The 25480-nt window shown below is 36.8% G+C and carries 21 protein-coding genes; 18 read left to right on the top strand and 3 right to left on the bottom strand.

All coding sequences use genetic code 11. From position 1 onward, the window contains the following. Positions 1 to 42: 42 nt before the first annotated feature. Positions 43 to 147, bottom strand: a complete 105-nt coding sequence (locus H4K33_RS00920; RefSeq protein WP_182646627.1) for a 30S ribosomal protein THX — start codon at positions 145 to 147, stop codon at positions 43 to 45. 256 nt (positions 148 to 403) lie between these two features. On the opposite strand from H4K33_RS00920, the gene H4K33_RS00925 reads away from it, so the two are divergent. From H4K33_RS00925 to H4K33_RS00950, 6 genes are all read left to right on the top strand, one after another. After that, positions 404 to 2389, top strand: coding sequence for a thiamine pyrophosphate-dependent enzyme (locus H4K33_RS00925; RefSeq protein ID WP_182646628.1), 1986 nt, complete (start codon positions 404 to 406; stop codon positions 2387 to 2389). A 27-nt stretch (positions 2390 to 2416) separates the two neighbouring features. Next, positions 2417 to 3370, top strand: a complete 954-nt coding sequence (locus H4K33_RS00930) for a phosphoribosylaminoimidazolesuccinocarboxamide synthase (protein ID WP_182646629.1) — start codon at positions 2417 to 2419, stop codon at positions 3368 to 3370. A 14-nt stretch (positions 3371 to 3384) separates the two neighbouring features. Further along, positions 3385 to 4020 carry a nitroreductase family protein gene (locus tag H4K33_RS00935; RefSeq protein ID WP_182646630.1) on the top strand — a complete coding sequence of 212 codons (636 nt, stop codon included), beginning with the start codon at positions 3385 to 3387 and terminating at the stop codon, positions 4018 to 4020. A gap of 236 nt (positions 4021 to 4256) precedes the next feature. Next, a complete protein-coding gene (locus H4K33_RS00940) occupies positions 4257 to 6662 on the top strand; it encodes a thiamine pyrophosphate-dependent enzyme (protein WP_182646631.1) in 2406 nt (801 codons plus the stop codon). A gap of 233 nt (positions 6663 to 6895) precedes the next feature. Beyond that, on the top strand, positions 6896 to 8161 hold the full coding sequence (locus tag H4K33_RS00945) for an aminotransferase class I/II-fold pyridoxal phosphate-dependent enzyme (protein WP_182646632.1): 1266 nt from the start codon (positions 6896 to 6898) through the stop codon (positions 8159 to 8161). Positions 8162 to 8533: 372 nt separating this feature from the next. Continuing rightward, positions 8534 to 9025: a hypothetical protein gene (locus H4K33_RS00950; protein WP_182646633.1), complete on the top strand. Its 492-nt coding sequence runs from the start codon at positions 8534 to 8536 to the stop codon at positions 9023 to 9025. Positions 9026 to 9503: 478 nt separating this feature from the next. On the opposite strand, the gene punC is transcribed toward H4K33_RS00950, so the two are convergent. Both punC and H4K33_RS00960 read right to left on the bottom strand, forming a co-directional pair. Then, on the bottom strand, positions 9504 to 10691 hold the full coding sequence (punC, locus tag H4K33_RS00955) for a purine nucleoside transporter PunC (RefSeq protein WP_182646634.1): 1188 nt from the start codon (positions 10689 to 10691) through the stop codon (positions 9504 to 9506). A gap of 288 nt (positions 10692 to 10979) precedes the next feature. Continuing rightward, positions 10980 to 12071, bottom strand: a complete 1092-nt coding sequence (locus H4K33_RS00960; protein WP_182646635.1) for a M42 family metallopeptidase — start codon at positions 12069 to 12071, stop codon at positions 10980 to 10982. 79 nt (positions 12072 to 12150) lie between these two features. Between H4K33_RS00960 and H4K33_RS00965 the strand changes: the two genes are divergently transcribed. From H4K33_RS00965 to H4K33_RS01020, 12 genes are all read left to right on the top strand, one after another. After that, entirely contained in the window at positions 12151 to 12846 is a 696-nt protein-coding gene (locus H4K33_RS00965; RefSeq protein ID WP_182646636.1) for a DUF4294 domain-containing protein, read from the top strand. A 47-nt stretch (positions 12847 to 12893) separates the two neighbouring features. Beyond that, a complete protein-coding gene (gene dnaX, locus H4K33_RS00970; RefSeq protein ID WP_182646637.1) occupies positions 12894 to 13979 on the top strand; it encodes a DNA polymerase III subunit gamma/tau in 1086 nt (361 codons plus the stop codon). Further along, positions 13916 to 14839, top strand: a complete 924-nt coding sequence (locus H4K33_RS00975) for a hypothetical protein (protein WP_220485273.1) — start codon at positions 13916 to 13918, stop codon at positions 14837 to 14839. The genes dnaX and H4K33_RS00975 overlap by 64 nt, the downstream gene beginning before the upstream one ends. A 15-nt stretch (positions 14840 to 14854) precedes the next feature. Then, complete coding sequence (locus H4K33_RS00980) at positions 14855 to 15685, top strand: S1 RNA-binding domain-containing protein (RefSeq protein ID WP_182646638.1); 831 nt, start codon at positions 14855 to 14857, stop codon at positions 15683 to 15685. A 704-nt stretch (positions 15686 to 16389) separates the two neighbouring features. Further along, on the top strand, positions 16390 to 17283 hold the full coding sequence (gene prpB, locus H4K33_RS00985) for a methylisocitrate lyase (RefSeq protein WP_182646639.1): 894 nt from the start codon (positions 16390 to 16392) through the stop codon (positions 17281 to 17283). A gap of 2 nt (positions 17284 to 17285) precedes the next feature. Continuing rightward, entirely contained in the window at positions 17286 to 18437 is a 1152-nt protein-coding gene (prpC, locus tag H4K33_RS00990; RefSeq protein ID WP_182646640.1) for a 2-methylcitrate synthase, read from the top strand. A 28-nt stretch (positions 18438 to 18465) separates the two neighbouring features. Beyond that, on the top strand, positions 18466 to 19917 hold the full coding sequence (locus H4K33_RS00995; RefSeq protein ID WP_182646641.1) for a bifunctional 2-methylcitrate dehydratase/aconitate hydratase: 1452 nt from the start codon (positions 18466 to 18468) through the stop codon (positions 19915 to 19917). An 80-nt stretch (positions 19918 to 19997) separates the two neighbouring features. Next, positions 19998 to 21494, top strand: coding sequence for a CoA-acylating methylmalonate-semialdehyde dehydrogenase (locus H4K33_RS01000; RefSeq protein WP_182646642.1), 1497 nt, complete (start codon positions 19998 to 20000; stop codon positions 21492 to 21494). A 15-nt stretch (positions 21495 to 21509) separates the two neighbouring features. Next, entirely contained in the window at positions 21510 to 22670 is a 1161-nt protein-coding gene (locus tag H4K33_RS01005; protein WP_182646643.1) for an acyl-CoA dehydrogenase family protein, read from the top strand. Positions 22671 to 22681: 11 nt separating this feature from the next. Next, the gene (locus tag H4K33_RS01010; RefSeq protein WP_182646644.1) at positions 22682 to 23788 is read left to right on the top strand and encodes an enoyl-CoA hydratase/isomerase family protein; all 1107 of its coding nucleotides are present in this window, start codon (positions 22682 to 22684) and stop codon (positions 23786 to 23788) included. Positions 23789 to 23794: 6 nt separating this feature from the next. After that, positions 23795 to 24676 carry a 3-hydroxyisobutyrate dehydrogenase gene (gene mmsB, locus H4K33_RS01015; protein ID WP_182646645.1) on the top strand — a complete coding sequence of 294 codons (882 nt, stop codon included), beginning with the start codon at positions 23795 to 23797 and terminating at the stop codon, positions 24674 to 24676. Then, the gene (locus H4K33_RS01020) at positions 24676 to 25461 is read left to right on the top strand and encodes an enoyl-CoA hydratase/isomerase family protein (RefSeq protein WP_255493511.1); all 786 of its coding nucleotides are present in this window, start codon (positions 24676 to 24678) and stop codon (positions 25459 to 25461) included. The genes mmsB and H4K33_RS01020 overlap by 1 nt, the downstream gene beginning before the upstream one ends. Positions 25462 to 25480: the final 19 nt, after the last annotated feature.

Raw genomic sequence — 25480 nt, forward strand, 5'->3', positions numbered from 1 at the left:
GCGGATATCTTTTTTAAGACATCCGCTTTGCGCTTTTATTCATTATCCTTTAGTGGAAGTGGGTTTGTTTGCCTTTCTCGGTCTTTTTTTTCCGTATGAATTATTTACAATCTTACCTCTTCTTGTTTTTAAATCTCCTTTTCCCATAGTAAAAAAATTAAGTTTAACATTCGAATTCCCAAGATACAAAATTTAATGTAAAGAATGAATATTTAGAACTTAAAAGTATAAGAATCAGCTTTTTCTACAAAGATGAAAGAGGAGGAGCCCACGAGCGAAAGACATTCAAGGTGACAAAAGCGAACAAGGAGAAAAGAAGTAAAAAAATCTTGCTTAAATGTTGTGCAAATTAGTTTGTAGAGTTGCTATTTAAGCCTTATTTTAGTGCCCTTTAAAACCAATTATGAAACATATAGATTATAACCGAAAAGACCTATCAGATCAAACCCTAGTTGATTTGTATAAAAGGCTGTTGAAACCAAGAATGATTGAAGAAAAGATGCTTATTTTAATCCGTCAAGGAAAAGTGTCGAAATGGTTTTCTGGAATTGGACAAGAAGCAATATCGGTAGGTATTGTAGCTGCTTTAGAGAACGATGAGTATGTGTTACCTATGCACCGTAATTTAAGTGTTTTTACCTCTAGAGATATTCCATTGTACCGTTTGTTTTCACAATGGCAAGGAAAGGGAGAAGGTTTTACAAAAGGAAGAGATCGCTCGTTCCACTTCGGTACACAAGAGTTTAATATCGTAGGGATGATTTCGCATTTAGGTCCACAATTAGGTGTGGCAGACGGAATTGCCTTAGCACATAAATTGCGAGAAGAAAAGAAAATTACCGCTGTATTTACAGGAGAAGGCGCAACTTCAGAAGGAGATTTTCACGAAGCGTTAAACGTAGCTTCCGTTTGGGACTTACCTGTGTTATTCGTTATTGAGAATAATGGTTATGGTTTATCAACACCAACAAACGAGCAATACCGTTGTGAGCACTTAGCTGATCGTGGTATTGGATACGGAATGGAAAGCCATATCATTGATGGAAATGATATCTTAGAAGTATATACAAAGATTGATGCATTGGCAAAATCAATGCGCGAAAACCCACGTCCAGTGTTAGTGGAGTTCTTGACTTTTAGAAGAAGAGGACACGAAGAAGCAAGTGGTACAAAATACGTTCCACAAGAATTGATGGACATGTGGGAGAAGAAAGATCCGGTTGAAAATTACCGCGCTTACTTAAAAGAAATTGGTGTTTTGACAGATGCCTTAGATGAGGAAATCAGAGCAGCATTCAAAAAAGAAATAGATACCGATTGGAAACGCACCCAAGAAGAGGAGCCAATCCAAGCGAGTATGGAAACAGAATTAAACGATATGTATGCGCCATTTAACTACGAACACGTAGAAGCAAGTGGGGAGATGAAGAACATTCGCTTAATTGACGCAATCTCAGAAGGATTAAAACAGTCGTTCGAGAAACACCCAGAGTTAATCATCATGGGGCAAGATATTGCAGAATACGGAGGAGCATTTAAAGTAACCGACGGATTCGTAGAGCAATTTGGTAAAGGACGTATCCGCAATACGCCAATTTGTGAGAGTTCAATCGTTTCTGCTGCCATGGGATATTCAATTAATGGAGGAAAAGCGATTATGGAAATGCAATTTGCCGATTTCGTTTCGACTGGATTTAACCCAATTGTAAACTATTTAGCAAAAGTACATTACCGTTGGAATGAAAAAGCCGATGTAGTGGTGCGTATGCCATGTGGTGGTGGAACACAAGCAGGTCCATTCCACTCGCAAACCAATGAGGCTTGGTTTACAAAAACGCCAGGATTAAAAGTGGTTTATCCTGCATTCCCAGTAGATGCGAAAGGATTGATGAATACAGCAATTAATGATCCTAACCCAGTTATTTTCTTCGAACACAAACAATTGTACAGAAGTATTTACCAAGATGTACCAAGTAACTACTATACCATTCCATTTGGTCAAGCGGCTTTAGTAAAAGAAGGATCAGACGTGACGATTGTATCTTTTGGAGCAGGAGTTCACTGGGCATTAGAAACGCTGGAGAAACATCCAGAGATCAAAGCAGATTTGATAGACTTGCGTACCTTACAACCTTTAGATACAGAAACTGTATATAAATCAGTAAAGAAAACAAATAAAGTTATAATTTTGCAAGAAGACACTCTATTTGGAGGTATTGCAAGTGACCTATCAGCAATGATTATGGAAAACTGTTTTGAACACCTAGACGCACCAGTAAAACGCGTGGGAAGTATCGAAACAGCCATCCCATTTGTGAAAGCTTTAGAAGATCAATATTTGCCAAAAGGTAGATTTGAAGCAGCGCTTTTAGATTTATTAGCGTACTAAAAAGAAAGAACTACACAACATACATATATGAGTAACACAATCACACAGACTAATTTTAAATTTCCAAACCAAAAAAGTGTATACCACGGAAAAGTAAGAGAAGTTTACACCATTGCAGACCAAGTTTTAGTTATGGTAGCAACGGATCGTTTATCTGCTTTTGACGTAATTATGCCCAAAGGGATTCCGTACAAAGGACAAATATTGAATCAAATTGCAACGCGATTCATGCAAATGACAGCGGATATCGTTCCAAACTGGCTAATTGCTAGTCCTGATCCCAATGTTGCAGTAGGGCATATTTGCGATCCTTTTAAGGTGGAAATGGTGATCCGAGGTTATTTAGCCGGACATGCAGCTAGAGAATACAAAGAAGGAAAACGAGTATTGTGTGGTGTTGCGCTACCTGAAGGGTTAAAAGAAAACGACAAATTGCCGCAACCCATTATTACGCCTTCAACAAAAGAAGAGTTAGGGTTACACGATGAGGATATCTCAAGAGAAGATATTTTGGCACGTGGTATCGTTTCAGAAGAAGACTACCTTGTTCTCGAACAGTATACAAGAGCCTTATATCAAAGAGGAAGTGAAATTGCGGCGCAAAGAGGATTGATTCTCGTTGATACAAAATATGAATTTGGTAAAACCAAAGAAGGAAAGATTGTATTGATTGACGAAATTCACACTCCAGATTCTTCGCGTTATTTCTATGCAGAAGGGTATGAAGAACGCCAGGCAAAAGAAGAACCTCAAAAGCAATTGTCAAAAGAATTCGTGAGACAATGGTTAATTAGTCACGGTTTCCAAGGAAAAGAAGGACAACAAGTGCCCGAAATGTCCGACGAATACATTCAAACCATTTCAGAACGCTATATTGAGTTGTATGAACATATTTTAGGAGAGCCCTTTGTAAAAGCAGATGTTTCAAATATCGAACAGCGAATTGAAACGAATGTAGTGGCTTTTTTGTCTAAAATTTAAAAAGAATAAAGACCATGACATTATTAGATAATTTAAAATGGCGTTACGCTACAAAGCGCTACAATAGCGCAGTTAAGTTAGAAGATGACAAAGTAATGCAAATTGTAGAGGCAGCTCGTTTAGCGCCGACTTCATCTGGATTACAGCCTTTTGAAATGGTTTTAATTAAAAATCAAGAAGTAAAAGAGCAGTTATTTCCAATAGCAATGAATCAGATGCAGATCAAAGAGTGTTCGCATTTGTTGATTTTTGCCGCTTGGGATAGTTATACGGATCAAAGAATAGATTCTGTTTTTGATAATATGGAGGCAATCAGAGCCTTGCCAAAAGGGGAGATGAATGATTTTAAAAATAGCATTAAAGCTAATTTTAAAGGTCAAACACAAGAGCAACAATTTCAACATGCAGCCAGACAGGCTTATATCGCTTTTGGTATGGCTATTGCCGCTGCAGCAGAGTTGAGAATTGACGCTTCTCCGATGGAGGGCTTCCACAATGATCAGATGGACGCGTTCTTAGGACTAGATAAAAAAGGACTGAAGAGTGTTACTATTCTAGCACTAGGAGAAAGAGACCCAGAAAATGATTGGTTAATGCCAATGAAGAAAGTGAGATTTTCTTTAGCATCGATGTTAACCGTTATCGAATAAATTAAAAAAAGCCTTTGTTGATTTAAACAAGGGCTTTTTTGCTTTTAGCGCTTTGAGGATTTAGTAATCAAAAGCTTTTTTTTAAGACTAGATTTTTAAATTCTCATTTTTTTTGCTCTTTTAGTTTTTAAAACTTAAAATAATAGTGTGCTAATTCTCAATATTACTGCGGTTTAAATTAGCTTTTTTGTTTGGATTATTTTATATTCGTATCCTGTAAAATATTAGATTACGCGATGAGTCAAAATAAAAAAAACACAGCACTTTCTTTTGAAGATTTTAAGAAAGAGGTTATTCAAGATTATACAATTGCAAAGATCAGTAGAGAATGTAGTTTACTAGGTCGTCGTGAAGTTTTAACAGGTAAGGCTAAGTTTGGGATATTTGGAGATGGAAAAGAGGTACCTCAGTTAGCAATGGCTAAAGCTTTTCAGAATGGAGATTTTAGATCAGGGTATTATCGTGATCAAACCTTCATGATGGCAATTGGTCAGTTAAATATCCAACAGTTTTTTGCTGGTTTATTCGGTGATGCCAATATTGAAAATGACCCCATGTCAGGTGGACGTCAGATGGGAGGGCATTTTGCTACGCATAGTTTGGATGAAAATGGAAAGTGGAAGAAGCTAACAGAACAAAAAAACTCAAGTGGAGATATTTCACCTACAGCAGGTCAAATGCCTCGTTTACTTGGACTTGCGCAAGCTTCGAAGTACTATAGAGCAATTCCAGAAGCAGATCAAAACCAACAGTTTTCAGTTAGTGGAAATGAGGTAGCTTGGGGAACAATCGGAAATGCTTCTACATCAGAAGGATTGTTTTTTGAGACAATTAATGCTGCTGGTGTATTGCAAGTTCCGATGGTAATGAGCGTTTGGGATGACCAATATGGAATTTCAGTACACGCAAAATATCAAACTACAAAAGAGAATATTTCAGAAATATTAAAAGGTTTCCAACGCGACGAGCATGGAAATGGATATGAGATTTTACGCGTAAAAGGATGGGATTATCCTGCTTTGGTTGAAACGTATGCTAAAGCATCTCAAATTGCTAGAGAAGAGCACGTTCCTGTACTAATTCACGTACAAGAATTAACACAACCACAAGGGCACTCAACTTCAGGATCGCATGAGCGTTACAAAAGCAAAGAGCGCTTAGCTTGGGAGGCAGAACAAGATTGTATCTTGCAAATGAGAAATTGGATGATCGAAGCCAATATCGCTACTGCTGAAGAGTTAGACGTACTTGATAAAGACTTGAAAAAACAAGTATTGGACGGTAAAAAAGAGGCTTGGAAAAATTATTTAGACCCAATTATTGCAGAGCGCAATGAACTAGTTGCTGTTTTGCAACAAGTAGCTGCTCAGAGTCCAAATAAAGTATTTATCGAAAAACATATCGCTGACTTACAAGAGCTTAAAGAACCAATTCGTCGTGATGTTTTAATTGCAGCACGTAAAGTATTGCGTTTGATTGTACAGGAAGGAAGCAAAACGCTTTTACTTCAATTCATCGAGAAATACTATGCAGCTGTACAACCTAAATATAGCTCACATTTATTTTCAGTTTCTGATGAAAAAGCACAAAATATTCAAGAAGTTGCTCCTACCTATGATGTAGATGCAGAAGAAGTAGATGCGCGTGTAATTTTACGCGATAACTTTGATTATATCTTGGCTAATCACAAAAACGTAACTGTTTTTGGTGAGGATTCAGGAAATATTGGAGACGTTAACCAAGGTTTAGAAGGTTTACAAGAGAAACACGGAGAAGAACGTGTAACTGATACAGGAATTCGCGAGGCAACAATTTTGGGACAAGGAATTGGAATGGCTATGCGTGGTTTACGCCCAATAGCCGAAATTCAATACCTAGACTATTTGTTGTATGCGATTCAAATTATGAGCGACGACTTAGCTACTTTGCAATACAGAACAGTAGGTCGTCAGAAAGCACCGTTAATCGTGCGTACTCGTGGACACCGTTTAGAGGGAATTTGGCATTCAGGATCTCCAATGGGAATGATTATTAACGCCATCCGCGGCATGCATGTTCTAGTTCCTAGAGATATGACTAAAGCAGCTGGATTCTATAACACACTATTGGAAAGTGATGAACCTGCTTTATTGATTGAATGTTTAAACGGATATCGTTTAAAAGAAAAAATGCCAAACAACATTGGGCAGTTTAAAACAGCAATCGGTGTTGTAGAAACCATTAAAGAAGGAACAGACTTAACGATTCTATCCTATGGATCTACTTTGAGAATTGTAGAACAAGCGGCTAAAGAATTGATGGAAGTAGGTATTGATGTTGAAATTATTGACGCACAATCACTGTTGCCATTCGATATCAAACACGATGTAGTGAAGAGTTTAGCTAAAACCAATCGCTTATTGGTGGTAGATGAAGACGTTCCTGGTGGAGCATCAGCTTACTTATTACAACAAGTGTTAGAAGTTCAAAAAGGATATCGTCATTTAGATAGCGAACCGCAAACGCTAACATCCAAAGAACACAGACCAGCTTATGGAACGGACGGAGACTATTTCAGCAAACCATCTGCAGAAGATGTATATGAAAAAGTATATGATATCATGCATGAAGTAAATCCAACAAAATTTCCAAAACTATACTAATAATAAGATAAAAACCTCTCAAATTGAGAGGTTTTTGTTTATTTGATAATTTTTGCCTTTATATTATGAGGGTAAAAACTATTTTTTTAATTTGTATATTAAATAATTCTACCTGTTTTTGAAAAAAAGCAAATAGAAATTAATCGTTAAATAGAGAAATTCTCTCTTATTTATTATGAAAGCATACAAAATATGAGTAATTTTGCAATTGTTTTTTTAAACATAGTTATATTATGGTAAATGATTTATTTGACAGAATACAGAAGAATAAAGGACCTTTAGGAAAATGGGCGTCTCAAGCTGAAGGATATTATGTTTTTCCTAAACTTGAAGGACCTTTATCAAATCGTATGATGTTTCATGGAAAAGAAGTAATCAACTGGAGTATCAATGATTACTTAGGGTTGTCAAATCATCCAGAAGTAAGAAAGGTAGATGCTGAGGCTGCAGCAGAATATGGTGCGGCATACCCAATGGGAGCTCGTATGATGTCTGGGCATACTACGGTACACGAACAACTTCAAGATGAGTTAGCTGCTTTTGTAAAAAAGGAAGCTGCTTATTTATTAAACTTCGGTTACCAAGGAATGGTGTCTATTATTGACGCATTAGTAACAAAGAATGACGTAATTGTTTACGATGTTGATTCGCATGCTTGTATTATTGATGGAGTGCGCTTGCATATGGGAAAACGCTTTACGTACAAACACAACGATATCGAAAGTTTTGAAAAGAACTTAGAGCGTGCTACTAAAATGGCTGAAACCACTGGTGGAGGTATTTTAGTTATCACAGAAGGAGTGTTTGGAATGCGTGGACAGCAAGGAAAACTGAAAGAGATCGTTGCGTTAAAAGAAAAATATAACTTTAGATTACTAGTGGATGATGCGCACGGTTTTGGTACGTTAGGAGCAACTGGAGCTGGAGCTGGAGAAGAACAAGGATGTCAAGATGGTATTGATGTTTATTTCTCTACATTTGCAAAATCAATGGCTAGTATCGGTGCATTTGTTGCTGCTGATAAAGATATTATCGATTATTTAAAATACAACTTACGTTCACAAATGTTCGCTAAATCATTGCCAATGATTTTTACAAAAGGGGCATTGAAACGTTTGGATCTATTGCGTACACAACCTTCTCTTAAAGCAAAATTATGGGAGAATGTAAATGCTTTACAGAATGGATTAAAAGATAGAGGTTTTAATATTGGAGATACCAATACATGTGTTACACCTGTTTACTTAGAAGGAAGTATTCCTGAAGCGATGGTAATGGTGAACGATTTACGTGAAAACTACAATATTTTCTTATCTATCGTTGTATATCCTGTAATTCCAAAAGGAATTATCTTGTTGAGAATGATTCCTACGGCTATGCATACCATGGAAGATATTCAAGAAACATTAGCTGCTTATGAGGCAATCCGTGAGAAATTAGAAAACGGAACGTATAAACGCATTGCGGCTGAAACTACAGTAGATGTATCTAATGCATAATTAGATTCTAAATAGTATAAAAACTCGAAACTTTGGTTTCGAGTTTTTTTTTGTTTTTACAAAACGTATAACAGTTGTAGTTGCTTTTGATTGACAACTACTAGCCTGTTTGAACAACCCTCTGTCTAAGTAGTTCTTATTCATAAAAAGTTAAAGTAAAATATTCTTTGAAAAATATTTGATATTTTTATATTTATTAGTAAATTTTATTATCTTTTGGTTATTTTTGTGTAAAAAATAATTTACAAAGCTGATTCAAAAATAATTATCCCTATATTTGTTAACATAATTAAATTAATTTTAATTAAAATTAAATAAAATAATATACATACGTTTTAACCTAGTTGATGCGTTATAGCTATAAAGAAAGAAATGAAAAGGAACAATTATATTTGGATTGTGGCATTGGGGATTGTACTGGCACAGTGTACAGGCGAAAAGAAGGAGGTGATCAATACGGCATCTGTTGAACAAACGGATGGAATAAAGTTATATACGGTAACTACAGTTCCCTTTATTGAAAATAAGAATTATGTACTCAAGAAGGAAATAAAGAGCAATGGAGTGCAACATGTTAAGATTACAACTAAAGCGCATTTTGATCGTTTGTTTAACCAAAACAAAAATAGTCAGATAGGGGAAGAAGTTGATTTTTCTAAATCATTCGTACTTGCTTTGGTGGGTATTCCCAGTACACTAGAAACATCTTTTTCCATTACAAGTTTGAAAGAGAAGGATGATTTCATTGAATTGACGTATTGCTTGGAAGAAGAGGAAAATGAATTAGCTCAAGCGGTTTATCCGTATGCTATTTTAGTGGTCGATAAAAAGTTTAATAAAGATATTCGCTTTTTGATCGAATAGCTTGAGTGAAAATGCATAAACTAATGTAAAAAAGGTTCAACCAACTGGTTGAACCTTTTTTTGTGCTAAACATTTCTGTGTGTATAATCAGTTAACAAGATGATTAACAATTGCTTACTCGTGTTAAAAATAAATTGAAACAAAGCTTTGGTATTGTTGTTGCTTTTAAATTACTATTTACCCTTGTTTTTTAATTCGATTATATTCATTAATTTAAATCAAAAATAGGGTGTAAAATGCTAGTTAGTTTGAACGATTTATGGTGTTGTGGTATGAGTAAAAATAGAATTGCTGTCATAGGAGGGATTTTTTTAATTGTATTGATCTGTGCCTTTGTGGTTTGTGAGTATAATCCCCTCTTTTTGTTGTTAATAGGTCCAGGTTTGTTTGCAATAAGCAAACGAGTAAAGAAGAAAGAATAGAAAACACAAAGGGCATTTCAAATCCGAAATGCCCTTTGTTTCTATATGGTAAACTTTTATTTTGTTTTCTTCGTCCAAGTATACGCCCAGAAAGCAAATGGAATAGTACCTATCATTACCAAAGCCGTTGAGAATAAAGCATTTTGTGAAAATAGCGATACAATCGCACTAGCGATAAAACACATACCCAATTGGATGGTATTTTGTAGTGCGGCAGCTTTTCCTGAATTTTGTGGAAATAGTTTCAACGCTTCAGCTACTACGATAGGATAACAAGCACCATTGGCTAAAGCCATAAAGCAGAAGGGAATAAGTAAGCTCGTTAGTGTTGGTTTGGTGAAAATGGCTAAAAATGCGGTAACTATAATAGCTAATGCAAATAAGCTTACAAAGTAGGCGATTAATTTAGTGCCGTCTATTTTGGCTGAAAGTGTTCGATAACCAAATCCGCCAATTAAGAAAGCGATCGTCTGCGGAACAAAGCTAAAGCCAATTTCTGCTTCGCTATAGCCCATTTCTTTTAGAAAGAAAGGTGACCCTGTGAGCCACGCAAAAAAAGCAGCTGAACAAAAGGCATAAATCATTACATTACCTACATAAGGTTTAGATTGCAGCATGCTCCAATAGGATTTTTGCTTTTCTTTCGTTAACTCCTTTGACTCAGAATCAGGGGTATTAGATTTTGTTTTTGCCACTGTAAACGTATAAAGAATTAGCAGTACGGCAATACCAGCCAGGGTAATAAAGATAGATCTCCAGCCAAAGTGCTCTAGTAAATATACCCCTAACAAGGGAGCTAATGCAGGAGATAAAGCGACTAAAGGCATGATTGTAGCAAAAACTCGATTAGTTTCTTCTTTTGGGTAACGCTCAATTACTAAGGCCTGCCAACTAACCGCTGCTGCACATACACCAATGGCTTGTACTAAACGCAAAGCTAAAAAAGCCGTAACACTTGCTGTAAAAAAGATAACTAAAGAGGATAACGTAAAAATAAGTAATCCAATGATAATGGTTTTGGGTTTGCCTATTTTATCTGAAATAGGTCCCCAAAGTAATTGCGCTATTGCATAACCCGCTAAAAATAGACTTAAAGTTGCGCTAATGCTGCTTTTGGTTGTGTCTAAGTCTACACGCATTTGCTCAAAGGCAGGAAGATACATATCTGTAGCTAAGAACCCAATAATACTCAAGCCCGCGAGGTAAACTAAAAAGAAAAAGTTATTTTTATTTTGTTGTGGCATATATTTAAAAATTTTGAATTTGCAAAAGTACGGCTTTTTCGTGAGGTTGTGCTTCGTGAGGTTATCTCATTGGTTAATATTTTGTTCGCGTATTCGATGAATATATCTCACCTATTTTATATTTTGTTTTGGAGTTCGATGAATCTTCACTACGTTTCGATTTTCGCTACACTTCGATTTGTGCTTTGTAGAGAATTAACAAGGAGAAAAGAACAAAAAAACCACTCCTACAAAGGAATGGTTTATCTATTATTGCTAATTTTCAGTCAACGGTCAACTGCTAACTAACTATTTAAAATAAGAAAACGTTTCGCCGTTTTCAATTTTCAATAAAGTGTTATAGATTAATTGAATCGTATTTTCTACGTCATCTCTGTGAATCATTTCAACTGTAGTGTGCATATAGCGCAAAGGCAATGAAATTAGAGCAGAAGCAACTCCGCCATTGCTATAAGCAAAAGCATCTGTATCTGTTCCTGTTACACGAGATAAGGCATTGCGTTGAAAAGGGATCTCTTTTTCCATTGCGGTTTTCTCAATCAAAGCGCGTAAGTTATTCTGAACGGCTGGTGCATAAGCAATAACAGGTCCTTTGCCAATCGTGTTATCACCTTCGATATTTTTGTCAACCATAGGAGTATTGGAATCATGACAAACATCTGTTACAATAGCCACATTCGGTTTAATCGTTTGCGTAATCATTTCAGCACCGCGTAAACCTACCTCTTCTTGCACTGCATTAACAATGTATAAACCAAAAGGCAAATCATTTTTGTTTTCTTTCAACAAACGAGCAACTTCGGCAATCATAAATCCGCCAATGCGGTTATCCAAGGCTCTACAAACCCATCGTTTATTGTTTAAAACTGTAAAAGTATCAGGATACGTGATTACACAACCAATGTGAATACCCAAATCAAGTACTTCTTGTTTGTTGTCACAACCGACATCAATAAAGTTTGTTTCAATTTTTGGTGATTCCTCTTTTCCTGCTCTATTGCGGATATGAATTGCAGGCCATCCGAATACACCTTCTATAATTCCTTTGGGAGTATGAATATTTACGCGCTTTGACGGAGCAATCATGTGGTCACTACCACCATTGCGTACAACATGAATAAATCCATCTTCTGTGATGTGTTTTACATACCATGAAATCTCATCTGCATGCCCTTCAATGACTACCTTATATGGAGCATCAGGATTAATCACACCAACCGCATTGCCATAGGTATCTGTAATAAAGGAATCAACATAAGGACGCAAGTAGTCCATCCACATTTTTTGTCCTTGGTATTCATGTCCTGTAGGAGAAGCATTATTTAAATACGAAGTTAAAAAGTCAAGCGAGTCCTGATTTAATATTGTATTTTTATCCATGATAATTTTTTATACGAATGTAGTCATTCGCTAGGGAATACTCAATCTAATTCTTTACATTTGGTTATATTTTTAACACATGAAAAAGCTTTGTTTCTATTTTTTGGTTTTTTGGGCTATTCCCTCTGTCTATGGACAAGAGGAACACTTAAAACCTGTTCCGCCACTTGTGCCGAGTATTGAAATGGAGGATGATACGCTAAAATACAGTATTCCAGAGATCTACATAGGAACGAATGAAAAAGAAGAACGCTATCGTCAGGATATGAATATCTTGCGCAATCGCATTCGAAGAGTGTATCCTTATGCACGTGCCACTGCGGAGAATCTGATGGTCTTAAATGAAAATTTAGAGAAGCTAGAAACGAAAAAGCAAAAAAGGCAATACATCAAAGGCTCTCAGAAATATTTGGAAAGTCAGTTTAAAGAGCGATTGAAAAAACTTTCGCGAAAAGATGGTAAGATATTGTTGAAATTAATTCACCGAGAGACAGGGGAGACTACATTTGCTTTAATCAAAGAATTTAGAAGCGGTTGGACGGCTTTTTGGTCTAATACAACAGCCAAGACCTTTAGTTTGGATTTAAAATCGGAGTATCATCCCGACAGTGATTTACAGGATTTTTATATCGAAACTCAATTGCAATTTTTATTTTACACCTATCAACTCGATTATAGTCAAGGAAAAGAGAAGATTGACTTCAATGCATTGAGAAAAATGTGGAAGCTCAAAATTAGTGACCAGGAGTTTTTTCCAATTGAATTAAGGGAATAGTTTTGGCTTTCTAAAAATTAAGCTACCTTTGCATTAATAGTGATTTTATGGAACAATTTATCGTATCAGCAAGAAAATATAGACCACAAACTTTTCAAGAAGTTGTAGGACAGCAAGCCATTACCAATACTTTAGTGAATGCTATTGAGAGCAATCACTTGGCACAGGCTTTATTGTTTACAGGACCTAGAGGAGTAGGTAAAACAACTTGTGCGCGTATTTTAGCCCGTAAGATTAATCAAGTTGGGTATGACGATCCTACAGAAGATTTTACCTTTAATGTCTTTGAATTGGATGCTGCTTCGAATAACTCTGTAGATGATATTCGAAATCTTATCGATCAGGTACGTATACCACCACAAACCGGAAAATACAAAGTTTATATTATTGACGAGGTTCACATGTTGTCAACGGCGGCTTTCAATGCCTTTTTGAAAACATTAGAAGAACCACCTCGCCATGCTATTTTTATTTTAGCAACAACAGAAAAGCACAAGATTATACCAACGATATTGTCTCGTTGTCAAATATTTGATTTTAAACGAATTACAATTGCTGATGCAGCAGATCATTTAGCTTTAGTTGCCAATAGTCAGGGGATTACTTATGAGAGTGATGCGTTGCGTATTATTGCGCAAAAAGCAGATGGAGCTATGCGTGATGCATTGTCTATTTTTGATCGCGTGGTTTCTTATTGCGGAAAAAATCTAACAAGACAGGCAGTTGCAGAAAATCTAAATGTACTTGATTTTGAATACTATATTCGCGTAACAGATCTAATCTTGTCGAATAACATACCTGCGTTGTTGACGTCTTTTGATGCTATTTTAGCGAAGGGATTTGATGCGCAGCATTTCATTGCAGGATTAGCTTCGCATTTTAGAAACTTAATGGTTTGTAAAACACCTGAAACGGCTGCTCTATTAGAAGTAGGTGAGCACGGTCGACAATTGTTTGATGCGCAAGCAAAAAAGGCAAGTGTAGGGTTGTTGTTAGAAGCAATTGATTTAGCCAATGAAGCTGACTTAAAATACAAAGCAAGTCAAAATCAGCGATTATTAGTTGAATTGTGTTTAATGAAATTAGCGTCTTTATCTTACGAAGGCGAAAAAAAAAAGATAAATCTTTCATAATTCCCGCTAATGCACTAGGTGCGATAGACTTAACTGCTGTTGTAGAAGTACAAGTACAAGCACCAAAGGTAGAACAAGCTGCTGTAACTCCAATCCATCCAGTACAAGAGATTGTTGAACAACCTCAGTATATTCATGCTGAAGCAGAACAAGTAATCGAAAGTCAACCTGTCGTTGAACAACCAATTTCAACGCCACAAGAACGCGTGGACGAACAAACTATCGAAGCACCACAAATGCACGAGTCTGTACAGACTTTGTTTGGCGTAGAAGAGCAGCAACCAATTGTATCGCCGCCTGTTTCTCCTACAGCCATAGCACCAGAAACTACGGTTGCGGAGGATGCAATTTCAACATCGAATTTAGATAAAGAGGTAGTACCTGTTGTAGAACGAAAAGTATCTGCACTTTCGCTCTCTAGTATCCGTGCACGCAAAGAGATGGAATCCTCTTTAGAGAAAAAAGTAATTAATCCAGATGATTTACCTAAAGAGCCATTTACAGCACAGCAATTTATGGAAGAATGGACGAAATACGCTGATAAATTAGCGCGTTCAGGATTTATGTTGATGGCTTCATTAATGGGAATGGTGCCTCCTGTGATCAATGGAACAACTGTTTCATTAGAAATGCCTAACGAAGGTTCTAAGTTGAGTTTTGATGAAAATAAATTTGACTTAGTCAATTACCTGCGTAAAAAACTAAGTAACTATGATTTAGAAATTGAAATCATAGTTAATGAAGAAGTAAAAATTCAAAAAAGAGTACTAGATAAAGAAGATAAATTAGTTCGTTTTGTAGAGCTAAACCCTGCAATGCAGTACATGAAAGAGATCTTCGATCTAGAATTTAAATACTAGTTAAAATAATCGTTTATGATTAACATTGGAAATGACAATACGTTAAAAGTAGCAAGAACAACGAGCATTGGTTTATATCTAACCGATGGCGAGACGGATATTCTTTTGCCTAATAAATACGTACCTAAAAATATTGAAGTAGGAGATGAAATTGTGGTTTTTGTTTATTTAGATCAGGAAGAAAGACCTGTTGCTACCACATTAGAACCCTATATATACCTTAATGAATTCGCTCTTTTAAAAGTGAGTTTTACCAATAAATTTGGTGCCTTTTTAGGTATGGGGTTAGAAAAAGATCTCTTTGTGCCTTTTGCTGAGCAAGCCCGTCCAATGAAGGAGGGTAATTATTACTTGGTTTATATGCATCTTGATGAAAAAACCAATCGTTTGGTAGGTTCAAGTCGATTAAATCAATTCTTGAATAATGACGAAATTACGGTTACTGTAGGAGAAGAAGTAGAGTTGGTTGTGTCTCATATTACTGATTTAGGGATCAATGTTATCATTAATGAGAAACACAAAGGGCTGATGTATAAGAATGAGGTTTTTGAAGATTTAAGAACAGGAGATCGTATTGTAGGCTTTATTAAAAACATTCGACCTGATGGTAAAATAGACGTTTCGAGAACTAGAGTGGGAGTTGAAGCGATTACCGATGGTGCAGCGCAAATTTTAGCTGCGTTAGAAGAGAATAATGGATTTTTAGGCCTTTCTGATAATAGTCACCCCGAAGACATTAAAACGGTATTAAACATGAGTAAAAAGATGTTTAAAAAAGCTATTGGAGGTTTGTACAAAGAGAAGAAAATTACAATCACAGATAAAGGAATATTTCTCGTGAAGTAATACTCTATTTTAAAAACACAATTGATTCATTAATAGTTTATTGTGTTTTTTATATTCAATAATTAATTGAAGTTTTTTATACAACATTAGGGAAGGTTTTAATCTTCCCTTTTTTTATGTCATTAATTTAAAAAGAGGAAGATTTCTTTTTTGCTTTCTCATCAATTGTTCGCATGAAAACTACTTCACTTAAAAAAAATAACAGAATTTTTTAGTTGGTTTACTTCTTGTAAGGTAAAAATCAGTATATTGATAATTCAAAAAATAGAAGCTTTTTAGTGAATCTATAAAGCGGAAGTCTTATAAATACTGCTATGTTTCATAACGAAGGATCTTTAAAAGACTTGTTTTTTAGTTGCATTATAGCTTTTTTTTATCTGATTTTCTATAACTGCAAAAAATAATTTTATTTGAAATCCGCAATTTTAGCTCTTGTAGATTGTCATTTCTTCTTAATAAAGGGTTAATTTAACCTGCCTTTTGTCTATTCGACAGTATTTAACTTTTGTTTGGCTGATTTTATTTTATGGAAATTTAGATATAAAAAAGTTTTCAATAAAAATATTCATATATTTATCAAATATAAGTAGTTTGTCAGTGGTTGAAGCCAGAAGGGCTCTAGCTATTTTAGCCCTACAAACATTCAACAAGATTTGATCCACTACTTTTTATAGTCAAGATTTAGATTATTAACAACCATAAGAATGAACAAAACAAACAATTTCAAATCTCCCGGATTACTTTTTAGGGAGGCGATGCAGAAGGAAAGTCCCCTCCAAATTGTTGGAGCTATTAATGCGAACCACGCTTTATTGGCACAACAAGCAGGATTTAATGCTATTTATTTATCAGGAGGAGGTGTTGCTGCGGGATCATTAGGCGTACCAGATTTAGGAATCACTACATTAGAGGACGTTTTAATCGATGTACAACGCATTACCAATATATGTGATTTACCGTTAATGGTAGATGTTGACACAGGATTTGGTCCATCGGCATTTAACGTAGCTAGAACGGTAAAATCATTAATCAAAGCAGGAGCAGCGGCCTTACATATAGAAGATCAAGTAGGAGCAAAACGCTGTGGTCACCGTCCAGGAAAAGAGGTAGTAAGCATGCAAGAGATGGTAGATCGCATTAAATCTGCTGTTGATGCACGTACAGATGAGCATTTCGTTATTGGTGCTCGTACAGATGCTTTTGCTAACGAAGGATTGGAAAGTACATTAGAAAGAGCCATTGCGTATAAAGAAGCAGGAGCAGATTTTATTTTTGCAGAAGCTGTGCCTGATTTGAGTTTCTATCAAAAATTTGTGGATGCAACAGGTATTCCTGTACTTGCAAATATCACAGAGTTTGGAATGATCAAAATGTATACAGTAGAAGAATTAAAAGCAGCAGGTGTTGGCTTAGTACTTTATCCTCTTTCTGCTTTCCGTGCAGCAAATAAAGCGGCATTAAACGTGTATAATCACATTCGTCAAGAAGGCACACAAGCTAATGTTTTAGATACCATGCAAACACGTGAAGAGTTATACAGCAGTATTAACTACCACGATTACGAACAAAAATTAAACAACCTATTTAAAAAACAATAAGCATGTCAAATAACGAAACAAGCTTTAAACCAAAGAAGAGCGTTGCGCTTTCTGGAGTTGCGGCTGGAAATACAGCTTTGTGCAGCGTGGGCAAAAGCGGTAATGATTTATACTACAGAGGATATAATATACTAGATTTAGCAGAGAATGCAGAGTTCGAAGAGGTGGCATACCTATTAATTTACGGACATTTACCAAACGAAGCTCAATTAAAAAACTACAAGGCTAAATTGAAATCACTGCGTGGTTTACCCAAATCCGTTCGCAGTATTTTAAAAAATATACCAGCAGCTGCACATCCTATGGATGTAATGCGATCAATGGTTTCTGCAATTGGTACTATTCAACCAGAGAAAGATGACCACAATATGGCTGGAGCTAGAGATATTGCTGATAAATTATTAGCTTCTTTCGGTTCTGGATTATTGTATTGGTACCATTATACACACAATGGAAAAGAAATTGAAGTAGAAACGGACGACGAAACAATCGGAGGACATTTCTTGCACTTGTTGCACGGAAAAAAACCGTCAGAATCATGGGTAAAGGCCATGCAAGTTTCTTTAATTCTATATGCAGAACATGAATTCAATGCATCTACATTTACTAGTCGTGTGATTGCGGGAACTAACTCTGATTTTTATTCTTGTGTAACAGGAGCTATTGGTGCATTAAGAGGACCAAAGCACGGAGGTGCTAATGAAGTAGCTTTTGAAATACAAAGCCGTTACAACGATGTAGATCAAGCAGAACAAGACATCAGAAGTCGAGTTGCAAACAAAGAAGTAATCATCGGTTTTGGACACCCTGTATATACGATTTCTGATCCAAGAAATATCGTGATCAAAAAAGTTGCAGAACAATTGTCTAAAGAAGCAGGAGATATGCTTTTATACGATATTGCAGAGCGTTTAGAAAGCGTGATGTGGGAAGAGAAGAAAATGTTCCCTAACTTAGACTGGTTCTCTGCTGTTTCTTACCACCAAATGGGAGTACCAACCTTGATGTTCACACCGTTGTTCGTGATTTCGCGTATTACAGGTTGGAGTGCTCACATTATGGAGCAGCGTCAAGATGGAAAAATCATCCGTCCAAGTGCTAACTACGTAGGACCAGAAAACAAAGATTTTGTCTCAATCAAAAACAGAAAATAAATTAATAACTAAAAAATAAGTATTTAAAATGTCATTACACATTTCAAACGAAAGACCACAACCAGATCAAGTATTAGTGGACATTGCGGATTACGTATTAAACTATGAAATTAAAAATGAATTAGCTTGGAAAACAGCACATTACTGTCTATTAGACACAATCGGATGTGGGTTAGAAGCTTTAACATACCCTGCATGTACTAAATTATTAGGACCTGTAGTAAAAGGTACAGTTGTTCCGAATGGAGCAAAAGTACCAGGAACACAATTTCAATTGGATCCGATTCAAGCGGCTTTCAACATTGGAACTATCGTACGTTGGTTAGATTTCAACGATACGTGGTTAGCAGCAGAGTGGGGACACCCTTCAGATAACTTAGGAGGAATTTTAGCTACTGCAGATTGGTTGTCAAGAACAAACCTTGCAGAAGGAAAAGCACCTTTAAAAATGAAACAAGTTTTAGAAGCAATGATCATGGCGCACGAAGTGCAAGGGGTGATGGCTTTAGAAAACTCGTTTAACCGCGTTGGATTAGACCACGTATTATTAGTAAAATTAGCCTCTACAGCTGTAGTAGGAAAATTAATTGGATTAACACGTGATGAGTTGATCAATGCTATATCATTAGCTTTTGTTGATGGACAAGCTTTGAGAACTTACCGTCATGCTCCAAATACAGGAAGTCGTAAATCATGGGCTGCTGGAGATGCAACATCTCGCGCGGTGCGTTTAGCTTTAATGGCAAAAACAGGAGAAATGGGATACCCATCTGTATTAACAGCTAAAACATGGGGATTCTATGATGTTTCATTCAAAGGAAATGCATTCAAATTCCAAAGAGATTACTCGTCTTATGTAATGGAAAATGTATTGTTCAAAATTTCATTCCCTGCAGAATTCCACTCGCAAACTGCAGTTGAAGCAGCGATGACTTTACACGGAAAATTAAAAGAATTAGGAAAATCAACAGAGGACATCAAAAAAATTACGATTCGCACGCACGAAGCTGCTATTCGTATCATTGACAAAAAAGGTCCATTAGATAACCCTGCTGACCGTGACCACTGTATTCAATATATGGTTGCTGTTCCATTAATCTACGGAAGATTAACTGCAGCAGATTATGAAGACAATATCGCTTCAGATTCAAGAATTGACGTTTTACGCGATAAAATGGAATGTGTGGAAGATGTTCAATTTACCAAAGATTACCACGATCCAGAAAAACGCTCTATTGCTAACGCATTGACTATCACATTCAATGACGGTTCTACAATTGATGAAGTAGTAGTAGAATATCCAATTGGACACAAACGCAGAAGAGAAGAAGGTATTCCTGAATTAATCAAGAAATACAAAATTAACTTAGCGCGTATTTACCCAGAAAAACAACAACGAGTAGTGATGGAAAACTCTTTAGATTACAACACATTAGTTAATCTAAACGTAAACGAGTTTGTTGACTTACTAGTTATCTAAGCTTATAAAACAAGAGTTGATTGAAAAATCAACTCTTGTTCCTTACAAGCAACCACCAAACCAAATAAATGATGAATATTATGACACAAAAAATAAAACTATTTGTAAACGGAGCTTTTACAGAGAGTAAAACAACTGCGTACCTACCTGTAGAGAATCCAGCAACACAAGATATATTAGCAGAAGTTCCTCTAACTCAAATTGAGGAAATTGATGAAGCAATTGCCTTAGCAGGCGAAGCATTTAAAACGTGGAAAGAAGTAGCAACACCAGAGCGTGCACGTTTATTTTTAAAATACCAACATTTATTAAAAGAACATCAACAGGAAATTGCGGAAATTTTAGCCACAGAAAATGGAAAGACATTAGCCGATGCGATGGGAGATGTTTGGAGAGGAATCGAAGTAGTAGAACACGCTTGTTCTATTCCGACCTTGATGATGGGAGAAACAGTTGAAAATGTAGCTCGTGCAGTAGATACGTATAGTTACATTCAACCGTTGGGTGTTTGTGCGGGAATTACTCCGTTTAACTTTCCGGCAATGATTCCTTTATGGATGTTCCCAATGGCTATTGCATGTGGAAATACATTTATCCTAAAACCATCTGAGCAAGCGCCAATGACGGCAATGAAATTAGCCGAATTGTTTCAACAAGCAGGATTCCCTAAAGGAGTTTTAAATGTTGTACACGGATCTAAAGATCAAGTGAATCACATCTTAAATCACGAAGATATCCGTGCGATTTCATTCGTAGGATCGGTACCTGTAGCAGAACATGTGTATCGAACAGGAACACACAACTTAAAACGCGTTCAAGCATTTGGTGGAGCAAAAAACCATATGGTTGTAATGCCGGATGCAAATAAACAACAGGTAATCAATAATTTAGTTGGTGCTTCTTGTGGTGCAGCAGGGCAACGTTGTATGGCGATTAGTGTGGCTGTATTAGTAGGAGAAGCTCAAAACTGGGTGAATGAGATTAAAGAGGCATTGAGCACAATCAAACCTGGTGTTTGGTCTGACGATGCGGCAGCTTACGGACCATTAATCAACAAACAAGCCAAAGAAAAAGTATTGCGTTTGATTAAAAGTGGATACGATCAAGGAGCTGAAGTACTATTAGATGGAAGCGACTGCGTTGTACCTGGTTACGAGAAAGGATATTTTGTAGGACCAACGTTGTTCAATAAAGTAACAACAGATATGGATATCTACAAAGAAGAAATCTTTGGACCTGCTTTGTTATTAGTAACAGCAGATACACTAGATGAGGCTATCCAAATTATAAACAACAACCCTTATGGAAATGGGACGTCTATTTTTACCAATTCAGGGGCAGCAGCGCGTAAATTCCAACATGAAATCCAAGTAGGGCAAATTGGGGTAAACCTTCCAATTCCAGTGCCATTGCCGTTTTTCTCATTCACAGGATGGCGAAAATCATTTTTTGGAGATTTACATTCTTACGGAAAACAAGGCGTTCGCTTCTATACAGAGACCAAAACGATCACCGCTCGTTGGTTTGAGGAGGATGTACCTGGAGGAAAAGTAAATATGACTATTAATCTTAAATAAGGGGAAGTTCATATTATGCAATTTAATTTAGATGAAAATCAATTAGCATTTCAAGATGCGGCAAGGAGTTTTGCAGAGAAAGAGTTAGCTCCTTATGCCTCAGATTGGGATGCAAATAAAATATTCCCACGTGAAGCGATTCAGAAAGCCGGAGAACAAGGTTTTTGTGGCGTTTACACAAGAGAAGATGTAGGTGGATTGGGATTCACAAGGTTAGATGCCGCTATTATTTTTGAAGAATTAGCTGCAGCTTGTCCCTCTACAACTGCGTATATTACCATTCACAATATGGTGACTTGGATGATTGACGAATTTGCAACTGAAGCAGTTCGTCAAGCTGTCTGTCCACCATTAGCAGCGGGTATCAAATTAGGTTCCTACTGTTTGACAGAGCCTGATTCAGGATCTGATGCAGCTAGTTTAAAAACTACTGCAGTAAAACAAGGAGATAGCTACATCCTAAACGGTACAAAAGCGTTTATTTCTGGAGCAGGAGAAAGTGATTTCTTAGTTGTTATGGCTCGTACAGGAGAAGCTGGTCCTAAGGGAGTCAGTGCTTTTGTTGTTCCAGCAGATGCTAAGGGAATTAGCTTTGGTGAAAAAGAGAAAAAACTAGGTTGGAATACGCAACCCACGCGTTTTGTATTCTTTGATCAGGTAGAAATACCTGCGGAGAATTTATTGGGTAAAGAAGGCGATGGATTTAAAATAGCTTTAAAAGGGTTAGATGGAGGTCGTATCAACGTTGGTATTTGTTCTGTTGGAGCCGCACAAGGAGCTTTAAACCTAGCACAACGTTATATGCATGAACGCATGCAGTTTGGCAAATCGCTGGCTCAATTTCAGGCCCTCCAGTTTAAAATTGCCGATATGGTAACTGAACTTGTAGCCGCACGTCAAATGGTGTACTTAGCTGCTTTTAAATTGGATTCTAAAGATACCAATGCAACGACGTATTGTGCCATGGCCAAGCGTTTCGCTACAGATAATAGCTTTACTGTTTGTAATGAAGCTTTACAGTTATTAGGTGGTTACGGCTGTACGCAAGATTTTCCCGTAGAACGATTGATGCGCGATGCTCGTGTACACCAAATTGTAGAGGGAACCAATGAAATTATGAAATTGGTTATTTCAAGAAGAATACTAGAAGAAGGCGCAACAGCTGAAATCCGATAATACCAAATAAAATGAGTTTAATACTAACAGAAATAAAGAATAAAGTAGGTTTCATAACGTTGAATTCAGAAGCAACGTTGAATTCACTGAATCTGGAAATGATAGAAGCTTTAACAGCTACTATGGCTTCTTGGAAAAATTCGAGTGAGGTTGCTTGCATCTTTATTCAAGGAGCTGGAGAAAAAGCGCTTTGTGCTGGTGGAGACGTTAGACAATTGTACGATAATATTATCGAGCAACGCAAAGTTGATGCGACACAAGTACCTGCGGGTTGTTTTGATTTTTTCTCCAAAGAGTACGCTTTAAATTACGACATTCAAACCTATCCGAAACCTATTGTTGTATGGGGACACGGAATCGTAATGGGTGGTGGAATTGGCGTAATGGTAGGGGCTTCTCATCGCATTGTTACAGAGCGAAGTAAATTAGCTATGCCAGAGATTACCATTGGTTTATTTCCAGATGTAGGAGCAACGTGGTTTCTAAATCGCATGCCTTCCGCTTATGGGATGTACCTAGGATTGACAGGTGCTCGTTTAGATGCTGCAGATTGTCGTTTCTTGGGATTGGCAGATTACTATATCGAATCAACGGCCAAACAAGAGGTAGTAGATGCTTTATTACAAGCTAGTTGGACAACAGAAGTAGCCAATCAAATCGATGAAATCTTAGTAAATCTTGCTAAAAAGTATACCCTTGGTGTTTCTCAAGCAGAGGCTCACCAATCGTTTATCAAGCAGTTTGAACAGGTAAAAACGGTAGATGAATTTCACGCTATTTTAGAAAACTGTTCTGAAAAAGACAGTTGGATTGAAACAGGGGTGCAAAGTTTCATCAAAGGATCTCCTAGTTCGGCACATATAATCTTTAAACAACTACAAGATGGAAAATCATATAGCTTAGAGCAAGTATTCCAGACGGAATTAAACCTTGCTTGTCAGTGTTGTATTCATCCTGATTTTGCTGAAGGTGTACGTGCATTATTAGTAGATAAAGATCAATCTCCTAAGTGGCAACCTGCTACTTTAGAAGATGTTACGTCTGATTGGGTGGAGGGTTACTTTAAGCCACTTTGGACGAAAGAGAATTGCGTTTTAAAGAATTTAGGTAAAAACTAAAAGAGTATGGCAAAAATAGCTTTTATAGGCTTAGGAAATATGGGTGGCCCAATGGCTGCTAACCTAATAAAAAAAGGACATCAAGTAACGGGATTTGATTTAAGTGAAGTTGCTTTAAATCAGTTGGTTGCTCAAGGTGGTAAAGTTGCTAAATCGGCATTAGAAGTTGCGAAAGGAGCAGAAGTAGTTGTTTCTATGTTGCCTTCTGGAAAGCATGTATCCGATTTATATAGCCTGGAATTTATGGCTCAATTACAACCTAATGCTGTTATCATTGACAGTAGTACAATCGATGCGGTTACTGCTCGTACTGTTGCAGCTCTAGCAGCTACACAAGGACATGCAATGATCGATGCTCCAGTATCTGGAGGCACAGCTGGTGCACAAGCGGGTACCTTGACTTTTATCGTGGGTGGTGCAGCCTCAGATTTTGAGCGAGCAAAACCAATCTTAGAAGGTATGGGACAGAATATTTTTTACGCTGGTGAATCTGGAGCTGGACAAGTAGCTAAGATTTGTAATAATATGTTGTTAGCCATTCATATGATTGGTACTTCGGAAGCAATCAATTTAGGTGTACGCCATGGATTAGATCCCAAAGTACTGAGTGAGATTATGCAAAAGAGCTCAGGTAGAAACTGGTCGTTAGAGGTGTATAATCCCTATCCAGGAGTGGCAGAAAATACACCCGCATCTAAAGGATATGCAGGTGGTTTCGCTGTTGATTTAATGGCTAAAGATCTTGGACTTGCTGCAGAAGCGAGTTTAGATACAAAAAGTTCAACACCTTTGGGAAATGCTGCACTTAATTTATACAGAATGTGGAGTGAAGCAGGGAACGGGAAGTTTGACTTTTCGAGTATTATCAAATTTTTAAACCAGCAATAATGATGAATTTTGAAACTTTAATTTACCAACAAGAGGGGTATATTGGCACATTGACGATTAATCGTCCTGATGCGCTAAATGCGTTGAATGCAACGGTATTGGCGGAATTGAAATCATTTGCAGATCAAGTGAAAGAACAAGGTGATATTCGCGTTTTAATTATTACCGGTTCTGGAGAGAAAGCGTTTGTTGCAGGTGCAGATATCAAAGCGATGCAAAGTATGACTCCAGAAGAAGCAACAGCTTTTTCTTATACAGCGCAGGCTGCATTCAACGCAATCGAAGCATTGCCTATTGCGGTTATCGCAGCCGTAAATGGATTTGCCTTAGGCGGTGGATGTGAGTTAGCTTTATCTTGTGATATTATACTTGCGAGTGAAAAAGCAAAGTTTGGCTTACCTGAAGCAACTCTAGGTTTATTGCCTTGTTTTGGTGGAACACAACGTCTGCCTAGAGCCATAGGTCTTTATAAGGCAAAAGAAATGGTCTTTACAGGAGATTTTTATACAGCAGCAGCTTGTGAAGCAATGGGATTTGTAAATCGCGTTATTCCAGCTGATGAGTTGTTGAATCAAGCAAATGCAATGGCTCAAAAAATTGCTTCAAGAGGACCAATTGCTGTTGCAAAAGCAAAAGATTCTATGCATACAGGATTCGACCTTTCACTTGCTGAAGGATTGAAGCAAGAAGGTGCTTTATTTGGTACTTTGTTTCATACCGAAGATCAAAAAGAAGGAATTGGGGCTTTTGTAGAAAAAAGAACACCTGATTTTAAAGGAAAATAATAGCTTTTAGCTCAAACTA

Origin of the sequence: Myroides sp. WP-1, assembly GCF_014145635.1 — a bacterium.
GTDB lineage: Bacteria > Bacteroidota > Bacteroidia > Flavobacteriales > Flavobacteriaceae > Flavobacterium.